The following is a 15,514-nucleotide window of genomic DNA, read 5'->3' on the forward strand; positions in this document are numbered from 1 at the left end:
GGGGCGTATCAAGTTCAAAGCTGCCGGCCGGACTCTTGACTGTTTTTGACGTCGAACCGTTCTTGCGGTTAGATTGCTCTTTATCACTGAGATGCTCTTCAAGCTCAGCCTGCATCGCGGCTTCGGTGAGTTGTTTAATAAGCGGTGTCAGGATGCCGTCTTTGCCGGTGAGGTCTTTGCCTTCACGCAACTGCTTTAAAGCGGCATCCATGTCGAAATTGGTTTTGGTCATATGTCATCTCTTTTTTGCTTAGTTTAACGAAATGACACAGAATTCTGAACACTACCAATGTTTGTACGAACCTTAATGTCATACTGTTAATTACGTCATTGGTGAGCTCGTCAAAATCTATACTTTGACAAACATTATTGCCAAAAATATTTTTTAAACTTTGCTCTAACGACTGCTTTAAACCTTTCCTTTGTGTTCTCATGATCTCAGCCGCGACTTGGTCATATTCAGTGTCGTTATCATTAGGAATACAATCTGTTCCAGCAGGGTCTTGATAAAACAAAGCCAGAGAAAGACTACGCTCAAAATCTGCTCGGTGGGTACTGAGTAAATGAGAGGTCCACTCTTGCGTAAGTTTCTGACTAGAGTTATCGGGTAAAGCGCCATTCTTTTCTGTCGGGGTAACACCAAGTCGTCGACGTCTCCTATTGATCTTCTCTATATAACTTACTGTTCCTGGAGTGGCTGAGCTCGGCTGCTCGTATTCATCAAACATTGAGTCAAAAACTGGGGCAAAATCGTCTGCAAAGCATAGTTTATGAAGTAAAGAGCTGATCGAATCTTCTAAACATTGTTGTAGCGTCATAACAAATATCCATTGTTAGAAAATGAATAGCCTAACGACTACCTGCGTCATTACATGTCGCAGAGCACTCACCAGCAGAGTTGTTATATCAGGTTGTTAATATTGTTCTTTGTCGGTAAGCTCAGAAAAAATGTAATAGAAATACGAGTATGTCTAAACAGGGAAGTCGAGAATCTATGGTTCGCCAGTGGGAAATGCTAAAGCTATTACCCACAAAGCCACCCGGTATTACAGCGAGTGATATTTGCCAGCATTTGAATGATCAAGGTTTTGATATATCAAAGCGACAAGTTGAGAGAAACCTTAATGACCTCAGCCAATCGTTCGGTATTACTTGTAATGACAAAGGACAGCCTTTTGGTTGGTACTGGGTGTCTAGTGCAGATGCTAGCCTTCCAGCCGTATCTATGGCAGAAGCACTTTCTTTAACAATGGTTGAGCAAGTATTAAAGCCAATTCTGCCAGCCACTGTTTTTGACGCTTTGTCTCCAAAGCTGAATCAGGCCAAAGATACTTTAAACAAAGTTAACCAGCGCTATAAGTTGGCGAGTTGGCAGGAGAAAGTGGCCTATGTTCCTGCAACATTGCCTCAAATTCCTCCCAAAGTTGATGAAGCTATATTAAGCCAAGTTCAGTTGGCAATTCTGAAAGGGCAGTGTATCCATGTGACTTATGACTCGGTAGATAAGCGTGAGTTAAGAGATTATGTACTGCACCCTTTAGGTATTGTGCAAAGAGGTTTGACGACTTATATCACCGCAACTATCGAACCCTACCAAGATGTTTTGCTGTTAGCTATGCATCGTATCCAGGCTCTGGATGTTTTGGAAAAGCCTATCGTGATTCCGTCTGATTATAAATTGAGTGATTACTTGAATGCAGGTCGATTGAGTTTTTCGTCGGGGGAGTCAATCTTAGTAAAAGCCAAAATTAGCTCTGAGACTTCTCTGCATGTTAGCGAAACGCCCTTGAGTCAGGATCAGACCATAAAAAAAGAAGGCGAAGACTGTATTTTAACGGCAACAGTGGCAGATTCCTGGCAACTACGTTGGTGGTTATTGTCATTGTGCAATGACGTAGAGGTATTAGAGCCTAAGTCTTTACGTAATGAAATAAAGCAGCAGCTTGCAGCGGCATCTGCTAAGTATCAGGGAGCATAAAATGCCAAAAAGCTTTGAGAGTTTAAAAGCGTTTCAGCGTGAACACCGAGACAAATGGGGACAGGGTATTAGTTTACGAATTCACCGAGCTCTTAGCTGGTTAAAAAAAGCGGAGTTTGAACGACAGCATGAGGATATAGATGGTGAATTTATAGCGCTCTGGATTAGCTTTAATGCTGCTTATGCAAGTGAGCATAATATTACTATACAGAAAAGTGAACGCGAAGCTTATCGTGATTTCTTTGACCGGGTTATTAACTCTGATGCCGACAAACGGCTTTATAACGTGATTTGGGAGCAGTATCCAACCGCTATTCGTTCGCTCATGAACAATCCGTATGTCTTCCAGCCGTATTGGGACTATGTTAATCAACAAACGGTAGACAATAGTTGGAAAGATAGCTTTGAGTCTGCGAAAAAGCGTGCTAATCAAGCTTTAGCTGAGCAAGACACGGTAACGTCTGTCTCCATTCTAATGGATCGTATGTATACCCTACGGAATCAGGTAATTCATGGTGGTGCAACCTATCAGGGAGGAATGAACCGAGAGCAATTAAGTGATGCGTGCAGGATTCTGGGAGCGATAGCGCCTGTTGTTATCGAACTATTGATGCAAAACGGTACAGAAGTATGGGGTGACGCAGTTTATTTTGAAGAGTAGCAAAGTGGATTTTTGGGGTGCGACGTAAAATGACGCACGAGTAAGAGAGAATGTTAACGTGAACCTCTCAATTAATTAAATGCATTTATTTACCGAGAGGCCACAGCCTAGTGCAACTGTTTTTTAAGGGCACAGTAACTTAATACAATAAAGGAGAGCTTAATGCTTGGTTGGTTATCCGGTTTGTTAGATTGGTTTACTAATCTTTGGAAGAAAGTGCCAGACTCAGCTAAGGAAAAGATAGTTTTGGCGATGGTTGAGTCTTTTGATCTAATTCTCAGGGAGTATTTTCGCTCTAAGAAAGAAAAAAATGAAGAAAAGGAAGTGAGCCATGAGTGATTTCAAAAGTTTCGTAAAAGTAATGGATACAGATGTAAAAAACTCTTCCACTAAGGAGTTAACAAAAAAAATTAATAGTGAAGTATCTGTTGTGGCTCAGGACACTTCAAATAATGAAGTGTCGAAGTTTTCCGGTAAAGTTGTAGACATAGCATATAGTGATGCAGTTATTTCAGAGCTGAGTAACACAATTGGAGAGCCTAACAAAGAAGAAAGCGAAGATGAGTTTGTTGACAGAACGAAATTGGCTTTATATCGAATTCTTAAAAGGAAACTATTCCGATAGGTAATATTTTATTTTGAACAAAGTTGTCATTAGTCTAAAGGAATACTTGATATAGAGTTGCTGTTAAGACGGATTGTTTATGAGTAGATAAAAAGTGCGATCAATTTTAAATAACAAAAGTGAGCTCGAAGAGTTTGCAAGGTCAAGAAAGCTTGCAATAGAGGCCGCTAGAGCTTTGTTTGAAAGGATGTTGAGAGAACCAGAGCTAAGTGATGAGGCTAATAAATATGTATGGTCGGGTGAGAGCAGCGCTGACTTGAAAGGCTATGTATCGGGAGAAGAAAAAAGGCTACAAAAGAGGCCACGAGGCGGGGTTTGCTAAGGGGGCGTTTCTTGGTGTACTAGCAGCAGGTTCTGCGGTAGCTGCATATCTTTTTAGTAAAAAATAAATATAAATAGCCGTCCATGCCGCTTTGTCTGAAAAAAGTTTAGTTTCGCTGGATTGCCTGAGTTCCGTTAACCATATAACAAAATGTTAAGAAGACTTATTGATACGAGTAATTAGTTTCTGTTGGTGTAAGAGTTATATGGCTGAAAAGCCACAATTAGCTCTTTTAAACTGATGAGAAGACAAAAATCAGGTAAAATACCGGTAATTGTCGTTAAAAAGCATCATCGGTGAGTAGTATGCGGGTATTAGGTATAGAAACGTCTTGTGATGAAACAGGTATTGCGGTGTATGACACTGAAAAAGGGCTGCTGGCTCATCAGTTATACTCGCAAGTAAAGCTGCATGCTGACTACGGTGGTGTGGTGCCTGAGTTGGCGTCACGAGATCACGTACGTAAAACTTTGCCGTTGGTGAAAGCCGCACTGCAAGAAGCAGGGTTAACACCGAAAGACTTGGATGGCGTGGCTTACACTAAAGGTCCCGGCCTGGTCGGTGCTTTGTTAGTTGGCTCCTGCATAGGCCGAAGCCTGGCATTTGGATGGGGTCTTCCGGCCGTTGGTGTACACCACATGGAAGGCCATTTGCTGGCGCCCATGCTGGAAGATGACCAGCCTGAATTTCCTTTTGTCGCCTTACTCGTATCAGGCGGACACACGCAGCTGGTTCAGGTCAAAGGCATTGGCGACTACGAGTTATTGGGTGAGTCTGTTGATGATGCTGCCGGTGAGGCTTTCGATAAAACCGCTAAATTAATGGGACTCGACTACCCGGGCGGACCGAGGCTTGCAGCACTTGCCGAAAAGGGGGTGAGTGATCGCTTCACGTTCCCAAGACCGATGACAGACCGTCCCGGTTTGAACTTTTCATTCAGTGGCTTAAAAACCTTTGCGGCAAATACATTAGCGGCGAATGACAACAGCGAGCAAACACTGGCGGATATTGCCCGGGCGTTTGAGGATGCGGTTGTTGATACCTTACTTATTAAATGCCGTCGTGCGTTAAAGCAAACGGGCTATAAGCGACTGGTCATTGCTGGTGGAGTGAGTGCCAATAAACACTTGCGAGCCGAACTTGAAAAGCTAATGCAAAAAGTGAACGGTCGTGTGTTTTATCCTCGCACTGAATTTTGCACTGACAACGGTGCCATGATCGCGCTCGCGGGGGCTTTGCGTTTGCAGGCGGGAGAGCGCGAAGCATTGAGTGTTAAGACGTATCCGCGCTGGCCAATGACCGACTTAGAGCCGATGCAGGTGGCCAAACCAGCGGCGGCTACTGACGGCGTTTAAAGCCTTTTTCCTGACCGGATGTCAGGCGTACGATATTTGACTGGTGTCGCCACAAAATTAACAGCGAAATCATAATAACCGGCACGGTGTACTGCGGTTTTATCCAATACGCATAAAAAGGCGCCAGACAGACAGTGATAAGCGCCGCAAGTGATGACACTTTGCTTATTTTGAAGACCACAAGCCAGGTTGCAATCAGCAGTAACGCCATTTCCCAGGCGACCGGGAACATGGCGCCTAATGCCGTAGCGACAGCTTTGCCACCGCGAAAATGAAAGTACAGCGGGAAAATGTGACCCAGACAGGCAGCCACCGCTATTAGCCCTAAGAAAAAGGGCTCTATACCTAAAAAGTACGAGCCCCACACCGGCACCATGCCTTTTAATACATCAAACCAGAGTGTGAGCAAGGCAGGGATTTTACCGCCAACCCGATAGACATTAGTCGCCCCCGGATTACCAGACCCCTCCTTTCGAGGATCAGGCAGGCCCCATAATTTACAGATAAGCACAGCGCTACTGATAGAGCCTAAGAGGTAGGCTGTCAGAATCATCAGTATGGTTAACGCTGTCATAGGGTACGAATCCCTCTTTTGTTAGGGTAGACTGCGGTTTAAAATTCAGGTTTATAGAATAAGCGGTTTTTGCCGCAATTACTATGGGGTGAGTGAAAATGGAACAAGCGGATATCGATGTGGTTAGCATTGAAGGCCTCAGCGTCGACACAATTATAGGCGTGTACGACTGGGAGAAAGAGAAGAAGCAAACACTCACTTTAGATATTCAAATGAGTTGGGATAACCAAACCGCCGCGAAGTCCGATGACTTGAACGACGCTCTTGATTACGCCTTAGTCAGTGAAAAAGTGACTCAATGGGTTGCCGAAAAGCCACGTCAGTTAATTGAAAGCGTAGCCGAAGGCGTTGCTAGCTTAATTCTCAATGAGTTTGGCGTGCAGAATGTCGAGGTGAAGGTGTCGAAGCCCGGTGCCGTCCCCAATGCTGCTAATGTTGCAGTGACTGTTCGTCGCAGTGTTTTCGACAGTCCTTTCGGCTAAGGGGTCAGTGTGGCAGTTGTCTTTTTAGGACTTGGCTCAAATATTGATAAAGAACATCATATTTTATCCGGTTTGAGAGCGTTGGCGGACAGCTTTAACTACCAGCAACGGTCACGTATTTTTCTGAGCGAGGCGGTGGGCTTTAAGGGAAGCGACTTTTACAATCTTGTCGTGGAAGTCACTACTTTTCAGCCGGTTGAAACGGTGTTAGCGCATTGTAAGCGCATTGAGCAAGAAAACGGACGCAAGCCCGACAGTGCGAAGTACAGCCCCCGCTCGCTAGACATCGACGTGTTGCTTTACGACGATATGGTGCGCGAAAAAGCACCACAGCTGCCACGCCACGAAATAACTGAAAATGCGTTTGTGCTTTGGCCTTTGGCGGAAATAGCCGAAAACAGACAACACCCGATTTTGAAGAAAACTTACGGCGCAATGTGGCACCAATATTGCCAACAGCCTGAACAACAAAATTTAACTCCGCTGGAAAATACGGACTGGCTTAAAGAGTTTGCTTAAGCTGGTGCGTAAGCGTTTCCAGTCGCTTTTCTTTTATCGCAAGCCCAAGTTGTTTGCCGGTGAAGCCTTCACTTATTAGTGCCTGAGGGCTCACTTCCGAAGCCTTTATCGCGGCCTGTGTCAGTTGCTGATTTTGCTTAACAATACGTTCTGAAAATTCAGTGGCTTCATGCTCTAACTGACGCAGCAATAGTAGCTGTTGCAGTTTTTCCGGGCGGCGCCAGTAGTCTATCGACTGCAATGCCTCAGCAAATTGCTCGGCGCTCGGTAGCTTTGTTGAAAGAATGAGGTCACTATTTCGCTCGGCAAGTACAGCGGCATCACGGTACTCATTGGGTATTGCCAATACTTTGCAAAAATCGGAAATATCCTCGACGGGCGACTCGCCAATAAACAAACTCGCAAAGATAAGTGGCTTGGTAAGCTCGGTGTGAGATGCGCTGAATTGAGCCGCCTTGTGTAAACGATTCAGATGGCTGCTCTTCGCTTTGAACTGCTTAAGAACCTGATTTAAACCGCCAATATCAGCCAGGGTACTCAGAAATACGTCCGGGCTACCTGTGCCTAATGACTTTTCCCATTCCAGCCACACGCGCTCAGGCGTCAAAGCTTCAAGCTCGCCAGAGTGAGCTATTTTGACCAGTAATTCATGCGTTTCATCGGCAATGGTAAAACCTAAGTGCTTAAACCGGGCGGCAAAGCGAGCAACGCGAAGTACTCTTAACGGGTCTTCTTCGAACGCCGGTGACACGTGGCGTAACTTTTTCTGTTCAATGTCACGCTGGCCACCGTAGGGATCTATCAGCTGGCCATGCTCGTCTTCGGCTATGGCATTGATAGTAAGGTCGCGGCGCACCAAATCATCTTCTAAAGTGACATCCGGTGAAGCGAATACATCAAAGCCTTTGTAGCCTTTGCCATTTTTACGCTCAGTGCGGGCGAGGGCATATTCTTCTCGGGTTAGTGGGTGTAAAAATACAGGGAAGTCTTTTCCCACTTGCTGGAAGCCCTGGTCGAGCATTTGTTGTGGCGTAGCGCCAACAACCACCCAATCGCGCTCTTTAACGGCTAACCCCAGTAACTTATCGCGAACTGCGCCGCCGACTAAATAGGTTTGCACTCATGACTCCCCGGTTAAACGCCATACTTAGTGAAAGTGATCATCGCTAATCACTGGTGGATGTGCAAGCAAGTCGTTACACTGTTGGTTAAATAATAATAAATTGCGCACAACGCTTATGTATCAAAACTATTTTGGTTTGCAGGCAGAGCCCTTCTCCATAGCGCCAGACCCTAATTACCTTTACCTGAGTGAACGGCATCAGGAGGCGTTAGCTCATCTGACTCAAGGCTTGCAGGGCAGTGGCGGTTTTATCTTATTAACCGGCGAAGTCGGCACGGGCAAAACAACAGTGTCACGGGCGCTTATTGAGCAGTTACCTGAGTCGACCGAAACGGCCTTTATTCTGAACCCCATGCTGAATGAAGATGAGCTGCTGGCGAGTCTGTGCGATGAGTTTGGTATTCGCTATCAAAAGCGCTCGGCAACACGAAAAGTTTTGACGGATAAACTCAGCCAGTTTTTGCTAAAAGCGAATGAAGACGGACAGCAATGTGTGGTGCTCATTGATGAAGCGCAGCACTTAAGACCGCAGGTGTTAGAGCAGTTGCGCCTGCTGACCAACCTGGAAACACACAATAAAAAGCTATTACGCGTTATTCTCATTGGGCAACCTGAGCTCCAGGATTTGCTGCGTCGTCAGGAGTTAAGACAGTTAGCTCAGCGAATTACGGCGCGCTATCACTTATTGCCTCTTACTGAACAAGATACACAGCGTTATATTGCCTATCGATTGCAAGTGGCAGGGGCAAACCGGCCACTGTTTACAGCGGCTGCGGCAAAAAGAGCACATCAGCTGACACAAGGTATTCCGAGGCTTTTAAACCTGTATTGTGACCGCGCTCTGCTGGCTGCCTATACCGATTCGTCACCAGAGGTAAAGCCTGCCCATTTGAACCAGGCGGCTATTGAACTGGACGGTCCGTCGAAAAGGGGAAGGCCGAACAAGACAAAGGCACTTTCTGTCGCAGGGAGTTTATTACTTTTTGCGGTGGCGGCAGTTGCGACGTTTTGGTACAGCTCTCCTTCACCAAAACCTGTGAAAATTACGAATGATTATGCGTCGGCGCAACAGCTTGCCAGCGTTTGGGGACTGCCCGAGCCACCAGAGTCAGAGCCATTTTGCCAGTGGGTTAAACGGTATGACTTAGCCTGTGCCCGCATGAACCAAACTTTGCAGCAGCTGAAAAGTATTAATTATCCGGCCTTGTTGTATCGCAAGGACTCTTCTCCATTATTAATGACAACCGAAACGCCGACAACGACTGACGGCTGGACGGGAGAATTTTTACTGCTCTACCAACAAGCTCCGGCCGAAACCGCGGAAGATAAGCAAGAGTGGATTAGAGCGCAGTTAGAACGTCATTTACCGGAAAAGCTGCACGATGCAGATTCGTCCAGCCAGTTTCGAGAGCTGCAACTTAGCAACGGGTTAAAAGTCACCGGAGAGCTTGATGCTGCAACGTTAGCGTGGTTAGCATCGAGAGCTTCCAATTTCGGTCCTAGATTAAAGGGGGGCGAATAGTCATGTCGTCATTGTTAAAAGCGCTAAAACAGCAGCAGTCTCCCCTTTTGAAAAACAAAAGTGTATTAGACAGCTCTCTTATTGCGCAAGACAGAGAACGGACCAGTCGCTTGTGGCTGATTTGGCCGTTGGCACTTATTTTGGGCGGTGCAACGGGGTATGCGGCCGCATTATGGTCTGGTGCGCCGAGCGCAGATACTAAAATGACTGCCCTTGACTTCTCATGGGGAGAGGCCGTTTCTCTCCCTGAGGTGAGCTGGGAAGCGACACCGACAGAGCCGGAACCGTCCCAGGCAAGTACGAGTAATAAAGTCGAACCTCAGGCTCAGCAGCCAGTGGAGAACCAGCGAGAAGCATTGGATTTATCAAGTGTCTCCCCTGAGCTTTTGAATCGCTTTCAGGACGCCGTTGAGCAAACCGGGGGAGGGACAGAAAGTAAAGTGAGTGTTGTACCTTCTTTGTCTGACTTGTCGACCGCATTCCAACGACAAGTGCCAGAGTTTAGCTATGACAGTCATATGTACCGGAGCAGTTCAAGCGACCGTTGGATTGAGCTAAATGGCCAGCGTTTGTATGAAGGTGATAGCTACCAAAGCTTAAATATCATTCGCATAGAGCCACATCAGGTGGTACTTGCGCTTGACTCTAAAGCCTTTTCGCACCCTGCTTTAGAAGACTGGAAACGATAGAAATTATTGACATCCCGCAATGGGATTCATACTCTTGTGCGATACAGTTTAAACAGGTGTTTAAATTAAGGGTTTAAATTCCCTGTTTGGTTCAGACAAGAGGTAAAAGATATGGCGGATTACAGAGCTCCACGTGATGATATGGACTTTGTCCTGCATGACGTTTTTAATGTCGCAGCGGATTGGGAGCTAGCTCCTGAACTGGCTGAAATGATGGATGTTGAAACCGCAGGTGCGATTCTTGATGAAGGCGCTAAGGTTGCTGAAAACTTAGTGGCTCCGCTGGCGCGAGAAGCTGACGAAGAAGGCGTAAAGTTTGAAGACGGTGCAGTCACAACGCCTAAAGGCTATAAAGAAAACTTCCGTCAGTTAGCCGAAGGTGGCTGGGTTGGTGTTACTGCTAACCCTGAGTTCGGCGGTATGGGGCTGCCTAAGTCGTTATCGGCGCAGTATGAAGAAATGCTGTGCAGTGCAGATATCGCTTTTTCACTATACCCGGGTCTTACTTCCGGGGCCATTATGGCCATTGACTCCCACGGCAGTGACGAACTCAAAAATCATTACTTACCACGTATGGTTTCAGGTGAGTGGACAGGTACTATGTGTCTGACCGAACCTCACGCCGGAACCGATCTCGGCATTATCAAAAGCAAAGCTATTCCATCAGAGGATGGCAGTTTTGAAATTAGCGGCACGAAGATCTTCATCACAGGTGGTGAGCATGACTTAGCGGACAACATTGTTCACTTAGTGCTGGCAAAACTGCCTGACGCACCGGCGGGTACTAAAGGTATTTCGCTGTTTGTGGTTCCGAAATTTTTATCCGATGCCGAAGGTAATTTAACAGAGCGTAATGCCGTAAGTTGTGGCTCTATTGAGCACAAAATGGGCATTCATGGTTCAGCAACCTGTGTGATGAACTTTGACGGCGCTAAAGGCTGGTTGGTTGGCGAGCCGCATCGTGGTTTGCCCGCTATGTTCACAATGATGAACTACGAACGTCTGGGCGTTGGTATTCAGGGACTGGGTGCAGCAGAGCGCTCTTATCAAAATGCTTTGGAGTACGCGAAAGATCGCATTCAGGGACGCGGCGCCAAAGCGACTCGAAATGACAGCGCTGAGGCAGATTCCATTTTAGTGCATGGTGACGTGCGTCGCATGCTGCTGACCATGAAAGCGTTGACCGAAGGCGGTCGTGCATTTTCGACTTGGGTCGGTCAGCAGCTAGACCGCTCAAAATACTCTCAAGATGATGCGGTTCGTGAAAAAGCCGATGCTATGGTGGCATTACTGACGCCTGTTGCTAAAGCGTTTTTAACCGATACCGGTCTTGAGTCGACTATTCACGGTCAGCAGGTGTTTGGTGGTCACGGCTATGTGCGTGAATGGGGGCAAGAGCAGTTGGTTCGCGATACCCGTATTGCACAAATTTATGAAGGTACTAACGGTATTCAGGCACTCGACTTGCTGGGCCGTAAAGTAGGGGGCTCGCGTGGCGAACTACTGAAGCCTTTTGTGGAAGAAATAGCAACATTCCTACAGGGAATTGCAGGCAACAGTAACTGGGCTAAAGAAGCTGAAACTTTGCAGAAGTCACTGCAGGACTTAACCAGTATCAGCGAAGAGTTACTGCAAAAAGCGGCTACCGATGAAAACCTGGTGAACAGTGTTGCGGTAGAATATTTGCACTTGGTGGGATATATTTCTTACGGTTACATGTGGTTACGAATGGCCGTTGCGGCTGAGCAAAAACAAGCTGAAAAGCCTTATCTGGCGTCAAAAATTAAAACAGCGCGTTTTTACTTTGCTCGCATTATGCCTCGTACTCACGCATTATTGGGTGCAATTAAAGACGGCAGCGAGAGTTTATACTTACATGACGACGAACAATTCTGAAACACTTCAGTTTTATCGTGATAGCCGCCGCCCCCAAGCCTGGGGCGGCTTTTTTTTGGCGTTGTGGATGGCAATTTATATTGGTGGTGTAGTGCCGATATGGGTTATTGCGGTTGGCGTCTTACTGACCATGGCACTCATGGCTGGGATAGTGATTAAGTTCCGGCCCAAACAGCTCGCTGCAAGTTGGGACGGTAAGCAGCTCGAAGAACGGCGTTTAATTTTGCCACCGAGAACACACAATTTAAGTAATCCACCAAAGCTGCTTCGTTACGAAGATGATATAGCAGCTCTGCAGTTTAGAGACGAGTCGAACCACCTTCACGAAGTTTATGTGGTGTTTGATGAGGACTTACAGGGAAGCGTCAACGGAACCGACGTCGAGCTTGTTGATAAGCGCTAAACTTACCTGCTAACCAATTGAAAAACGCCGCAACGGTTAACGTTAGCGGCGTTTTTATTGATACCCAATAACAGGTTACTTAATTAGTCATCCAGTGATAGCAGTGTGGCATTACCGCCAACTGCTGTGATGTTATCACTGCGTGTTTTCTCGGTAATAAAACGAGTAAGGTAGTGAGGACCACCGGCTTTCGGCCCTGTACCTGACATGCCGCGACCACCAAATGGTTGCACACCAACAATAGCACCAATTTGGTTACGGTTAATGTACACGTTACCCACATCAATTTTGCTGGCAACCTCGTAGGCAAAGGTTTCGTTACGGCTGTGAATACCGAAAGTTAAACCAAAGCCGGTGTTATTGATGCTCTCAATAACTTCCTCAATGTTGTCGGTTGAATAACGAATAACATGCAGAATTGGGCCAAAGTTTTCTTTTACCAGCTGACTGATGCTGTCAATTTCGATAGCCGTTGGCGCAACAAAAGTACCACCCATTGTGTAGTCCGGCATTGGCGCACGGGCAATCAAACGACCGGCTTGCTGAATGTCGGTAATATGCTGCTCAAGGTTCGTCTTGGCAATGCCGTCAATCACTGGGCCAACATCGGTTTCATGCAGTAACGGGTCACCGACTTGCAACTCTTCCATGGCACCACGCAGCAGGTCGATAACACGGTCAGCCACGTCTTCCTGAACGAACAAGACACGAAGTGCAGAGCAGCGCTGACCGGCACTTTGGAATGCACTGGCAACAACGTCTGTCACAACCTGCTCAGGCAGCGCTGTTGAGTCAACCATCATGGCATTTTGGCCACCTGTTTCGGCAACCAATGGCACGATAGGTCCTGTGCGAGCCGCAAGCGCACGGTTAATAGCTTGTGCTGTGTAAGTAGAGCCAGTAAAACAGACACCGCCAATATCTTCTTGTGATGTCAGGTAACTACCAACTTCCGCACCGCTACCCGGCATGTAATGCAAGACATTACCCGGAATACCCGCTTCTAGTGCAAGTTGCACTGCGCGGTAAGCGATAAGACCAGTTTGCTCGGCCGGTTTGGCGATAACTGAGTTACCGGTCACCAATGCTGCGGCGACCTGACCAACGAAAATGGCCAGCGGGAAGTTCCATGGACTAATACAGATGAAGGTGCCACGACCTTCCACAAACAGTTCATTGTCTTCGCCAGTTGGCCCCGGTAGCTGAATAGGCGAGCCCATCAACTCACGCGCTTGGTTAGCGTAGTAACGACAGAAGTCGACTGCTTCCCGAACCTCATCAATACCGTCCTGCAAGCCTTTACCGGCTTCAACAGAACACAATGCAATTAGCTCGTTGCGGTTGGCTTCCATTAAGTCAGCAAACTTCTCAAGGCATTTCGCTCGCTCTTCAGTCGGAACGTCACGCCATTGCTTGTAAGCTTTGTTAGCACTTTCAAGCGCTTGCTCTGCGAGTTTCTTATCGCCCCAGTAAATACTACCGACCTGTTTTGCGGTTTCCTGTGGGCTGGTAATGCTGACGTGGTGATCGGTTTCAACGGTCTTGCCATCGACAATAGGACCGCCTTGCCATTGTTTGTCACGATATTGCTGAACCGCTGCAATAAAGTCATCTGCTTGTGAGTGAATATTCATATTCAATCCTAATGAATTTGTGCGATCCCCATAAATTTGAGGAGGAAGTGGAATCTTGCTATTAGCATACTTCTCGTAACCCGATGCTGTTTTCATCGGATGCTCAACCAGGTCATTAACCGGCGTGTCGGCGTCTAATAGCTTATGAACGAAAGACGAGTTGGCGCCGTTTTCTAAGAGTCGGCGAACCAGGTACGGTAGTAAGTCTCTGTGCGGACCCACTGGCGCATAGATGCGTACGACCATGCCCGGGTTTTGTTCCATAAGCGTGTCGTACAGACTGTCACCCATACCGTGCAAACGCTGATATTCAATACGGCGTTTGTGAGTTTCGTTCATGTGCTGGATGCTCATAATGGTCTGAGCATTATGCGTCGCAAACTGCGGATAAATTGCACCGTCGGTATCATCGCTGACTAAATAGCGAGCGCAGGCGAGATAGGAAATATCACTGTGCGATTTGCGGGTAAAGACTGGGTACCCGGGCAGACCATTTTCCTGAGTCCACTTAATTTCGTTATCCCAGTAAGCACCTTTTACCAGGCGTACCGGAATTTCATCACCGCACTCCTTAGCCAGTGCAGTAATCCAGCACAAGGTTGGTAAAGCACGTTTCGAGTAGGCTTGAACGACCAGACCAAAACGTGGCCAGCCTTTACAGACACCACTGCGATAGACTTTCTCAAACAGCTCTAACGATAACTCATGACGGTCTGCTTCTTCGGCATCAATAGTAACGCCGACGTCCGCTTACTTGGCCAGCTTGACTAGCTCCGTCAGAGTAGTTGCTAATTCGGTTAGCACACGCTCATGGTTAGAAGCTTCATAACGCGGATGCAATGCCGACAGTTTAATTGAAATAGTCGGTCGAGGAGCGTCCGGGTTATTGAATTTCTCTTTGGTAATAGTCTTAATGGAGTTGACGTACTGCTGCTTATAATAAGTTGCGTCTTTCGCAGTCAGTGCCGCTTCACCTAACATGTCGTAGGCATGGGTATAACCTTTATCGCGGTTATCGCGACTCTCTTTAAGCGCTTCTTCAATAGTGCGCCCTAAGACAAATTGCTTACCCATAATCTGCATGGCGGCATAAGTCGCCTTGCGAATAACGGGTTTACCCATTTTGCGAACCAAGCGTCTGAAAGCACCTCTGGGGGTTTCCATCGCTTTACCGGTAGGGTTAGTCACGCTATTGGTTAGCGCTAGTGCCCAGGTACCGGAATTCACCAGCCAGGACGCACTTTGCCCCATGTGTTTCTGCCAGTCACCGCCGGACAGTTTATCCTGGATAAGTGCATCGGCAGTGTAGCCATCGGGTATTCTAAGCAAGGCCTCGGCGAGACACATGAGGATAATGCCCTCTTTAGTGTCTAAGCTGTACTCTTGCAGGAAAGCATCGACAACACCGTTGTCGGCTTGCTCTCGAACTTGCTCAACTAACTTAGCTGCGCGTTCGGTTACTGCGCTAACCGTCTCTTCATCGGCAGGAACAAGCGGCAATAACTCGCGCATATATTGATCTTCATCGACAATATAGTTGTCGGTTATCGCTTGTTGCAGAGACTTTAAGTCTTCTGCCTGATGCTGTTTGGATAGCACCTCACTCGCTTTGAACATAGCATCTCCTGTATAGCCAGGCCGAAGCTCGGCGTGCTTCCCCAACGTCGGGAATCGGCGCAAGTATAAGCTTATTTTTGCGCGGGTAAAGACCCTAAAAAAGGCCTGTCGTCA

15 protein-coding genes and 1 pseudogene are annotated in these 15,514 nt (G+C 47.1%); 11 read left to right on the top strand and 5 right to left on the bottom strand.

Going from position 1 to position 15,514, the window contains the following annotated elements; translation table 11 throughout:
- A partial coding sequence (locus BLT32_RS09735; protein WP_176764953.1) for a transposase occupies positions 1–232 on the bottom strand: 232 nt, incomplete at its 3' end.
- The gene (locus BLT32_RS09740; RefSeq protein WP_053954146.1) at positions 183–818 is read right to left on the bottom strand and encodes a hypothetical protein; all 636 of its coding nucleotides are present in this window, start codon (positions 816–818) and stop codon (positions 183–185) included. The genes BLT32_RS09735 and BLT32_RS09740, both read right to left, overlap by 50 nt.
- A 149-nt stretch (positions 819–967) precedes the next feature.
- On the opposite strand from BLT32_RS09740, the gene BLT32_RS09745 reads away from it, so the two are divergent.
- From BLT32_RS09745 to tsaD, 5 genes are all read left to right on the top strand, one after another.
- Positions 968–1,978: a helix-turn-helix transcriptional regulator gene (locus tag BLT32_RS09745; RefSeq protein WP_082343247.1), complete on the top strand. Its 1,011-nt coding sequence runs from the start codon at positions 968–970 to the stop codon at positions 1,976–1,978.
- 1 nt (position 1,979) lies between these two features.
- Positions 1,980–2,639 carry a HEPN domain-containing protein gene (locus BLT32_RS09750; protein WP_053954148.1) on the top strand — a complete coding sequence of 220 codons (660 nt, stop codon included), beginning with the start codon at positions 1,980–1,982 and terminating at the stop codon, positions 2,637–2,639.
- Positions 2,640–2,801: 162 nt separating this feature from the next.
- Positions 2,802–2,978, top strand: a complete 177-nt coding sequence (locus BLT32_RS12925) for a hypothetical protein (RefSeq protein WP_161802661.1) — start codon at positions 2,802–2,804, stop codon at positions 2,976–2,978.
- Complete coding sequence (locus BLT32_RS09755; protein ID WP_053954149.1) at positions 2,971–3,264, top strand: hypothetical protein; 294 nt, start codon at positions 2,971–2,973, stop codon at positions 3,262–3,264. Before BLT32_RS12925 ends, BLT32_RS09755 begins: the two co-directional genes overlap by 8 nt.
- A gap of 627 nt (positions 3,265–3,891) precedes the next feature.
- Positions 3,892–4,941 (top strand): tRNA (adenosine(37)-N6)-threonylcarbamoyltransferase complex transferase subunit TsaD, encoded by a 1,050-nt coding sequence (gene tsaD, locus BLT32_RS09760; RefSeq protein ID WP_053954150.1) that lies wholly within the window; start codon positions 3,892–3,894, stop codon positions 4,939–4,941.
- On the opposite strand, the gene plsY is transcribed toward tsaD, so the two are convergent.
- Entirely contained in the window at positions 4,925–5,515 is a 591-nt protein-coding gene (gene plsY / locus BLT32_RS09765; protein WP_053954151.1) for a glycerol-3-phosphate 1-O-acyltransferase PlsY, read from the bottom strand. The two genes, tsaD and plsY, sit on opposite strands and share 17 nt — an antisense overlap.
- 98 nt (positions 5,516–5,613) lie before the next feature.
- On the opposite strand from plsY, the gene folB reads away from it, so the two are divergent.
- Positions 5,614–5,997 carry a dihydroneopterin aldolase gene (folB, locus tag BLT32_RS09770; RefSeq protein ID WP_053954152.1) on the top strand — a complete coding sequence of 128 codons (384 nt, stop codon included), beginning with the start codon at positions 5,614–5,616 and terminating at the stop codon, positions 5,995–5,997.
- 9 nt (positions 5,998–6,006) lie between these two features.
- Complete coding sequence (gene folK / locus BLT32_RS09775; protein ID WP_053954153.1) at positions 6,007–6,516, top strand: 2-amino-4-hydroxy-6-hydroxymethyldihydropteridine diphosphokinase; 510 nt, start codon at positions 6,007–6,009, stop codon at positions 6,514–6,516.
- Here the strand turns inward: folK and BLT32_RS09780 are convergent.
- Entirely contained in the window at positions 6,500–7,636 is a 1,137-nt protein-coding gene (locus BLT32_RS09780) for a tRNA nucleotidyltransferase/poly(A) polymerase-related protein (protein WP_053954154.1), read from the bottom strand. The genes folK and BLT32_RS09780 overlap by 17 nt on opposite strands.
- 118 nt (positions 7,637–7,754) lie before the next feature.
- On the opposite strand from BLT32_RS09780, the gene BLT32_RS09785 reads away from it, so the two are divergent.
- The 4 genes from BLT32_RS09785 (at position 7,755) to BLT32_RS09800 (ending at position 12,149) form a co-directional block, all read left to right on the top strand.
- Entirely contained in the window at positions 7,755–9,161 is a 1,407-nt protein-coding gene (locus BLT32_RS09785; RefSeq protein WP_053954155.1) for an ExeA family protein, read from the top strand.
- 2 nt (positions 9,162–9,163) lie between these two features.
- Positions 9,164–9,850, top strand: a complete 687-nt coding sequence (locus tag BLT32_RS09790) for a general secretion pathway protein GspB (protein ID WP_053954156.1) — start codon at positions 9,164–9,166, stop codon at positions 9,848–9,850.
- 111 nt (positions 9,851–9,961) lie between these two features.
- Positions 9,962–11,746, top strand: coding sequence for an acyl-CoA dehydrogenase C-terminal domain-containing protein (locus BLT32_RS09795; RefSeq protein WP_053954157.1), 1,785 nt, complete (start codon positions 9,962–9,964; stop codon positions 11,744–11,746).
- The gene (locus BLT32_RS09800) at positions 11,727–12,149 is read left to right on the top strand and encodes a hypothetical protein (RefSeq protein ID WP_053954158.1); all 423 of its coding nucleotides are present in this window, start codon (positions 11,727–11,729) and stop codon (positions 12,147–12,149) included. Before BLT32_RS09795 ends, BLT32_RS09800 begins: the two co-directional genes overlap by 20 nt.
- Positions 12,150–12,232: 83 nt before the next feature.
- Here BLT32_RS09800 and putA read toward each other — a convergent pair.
- Positions 12,233–15,400, bottom strand: a pseudogene (gene putA, locus BLT32_RS09805) (bifunctional proline dehydrogenase/L-glutamate gamma-semialdehyde dehydrogenase PutA).
- Between the last annotated feature and the right edge of the window lie 114 nt (positions 15,401–15,514).

The organism is Idiomarina zobellii, assembly GCF_900100855.1.
Classification (GTDB): Bacteria; Pseudomonadota; Gammaproteobacteria; order Enterobacterales; family Alteromonadaceae; genus Idiomarina; species Idiomarina zobellii.

Excerpts from the sequence above, each read along its gene's own strand:
- BLT32_RS09740 (WP_053954146.1), bottom strand. The coding sequence starts at position 818 with ATGACGCTACAACAATGTTTAGAAGATTCGATCAGCTCTTTACTTCAT.
- BLT32_RS09745 (WP_082343247.1), top strand. The coding sequence starts at position 968 with ATGTCTAAACAGGGAAGTCGAGAATCTATGGTTCGCCAGTGGGAAATG.
- BLT32_RS09750 (WP_053954148.1), top strand. The coding sequence starts at position 1,980 with ATGCCAAAAAGCTTTGAGAGTTTAAAAGCGTTTCAGCGTGAACACCGA.
- BLT32_RS12925 (WP_161802661.1), top strand. The coding sequence starts at position 2,802 with ATGCTTGGTTGGTTATCCGGTTTGTTAGATTGGTTTACTAATCTTTGG.
- BLT32_RS09755 (WP_053954149.1), top strand. The coding sequence starts at position 2,971 with ATGAGTGATTTCAAAAGTTTCGTAAAAGTAATGGATACAGATGTAAAA.
- tsaD (WP_053954150.1), top strand. The coding sequence starts at position 3,892 with ATGCGGGTATTAGGTATAGAAACGTCTTGTGATGAAACAGGTATTGCG.
- plsY (WP_053954151.1), bottom strand. The coding sequence starts at position 5,515 with ATGACAGCGTTAACCATACTGATGATTCTGACAGCCTACCTCTTAGGC.
- folB (WP_053954152.1), top strand. The coding sequence starts at position 5,614 with ATGGAACAAGCGGATATCGATGTGGTTAGCATTGAAGGCCTCAGCGTC.
- BLT32_RS09785 (WP_053954155.1), top strand. The coding sequence starts at position 7,755 with ATGTATCAAAACTATTTTGGTTTGCAGGCAGAGCCCTTCTCCATAGCG.
- BLT32_RS09790 (WP_053954156.1), top strand. The coding sequence starts at position 9,164 with ATGTCGTCATTGTTAAAAGCGCTAAAACAGCAGCAGTCTCCCCTTTTG.
- BLT32_RS09795 (WP_053954157.1), top strand. The coding sequence starts at position 9,962 with ATGGCGGATTACAGAGCTCCACGTGATGATATGGACTTTGTCCTGCAT.
- BLT32_RS09800 (WP_053954158.1), top strand. The coding sequence starts at position 11,727 with ATGACGACGAACAATTCTGAAACACTTCAGTTTTATCGTGATAGCCGC.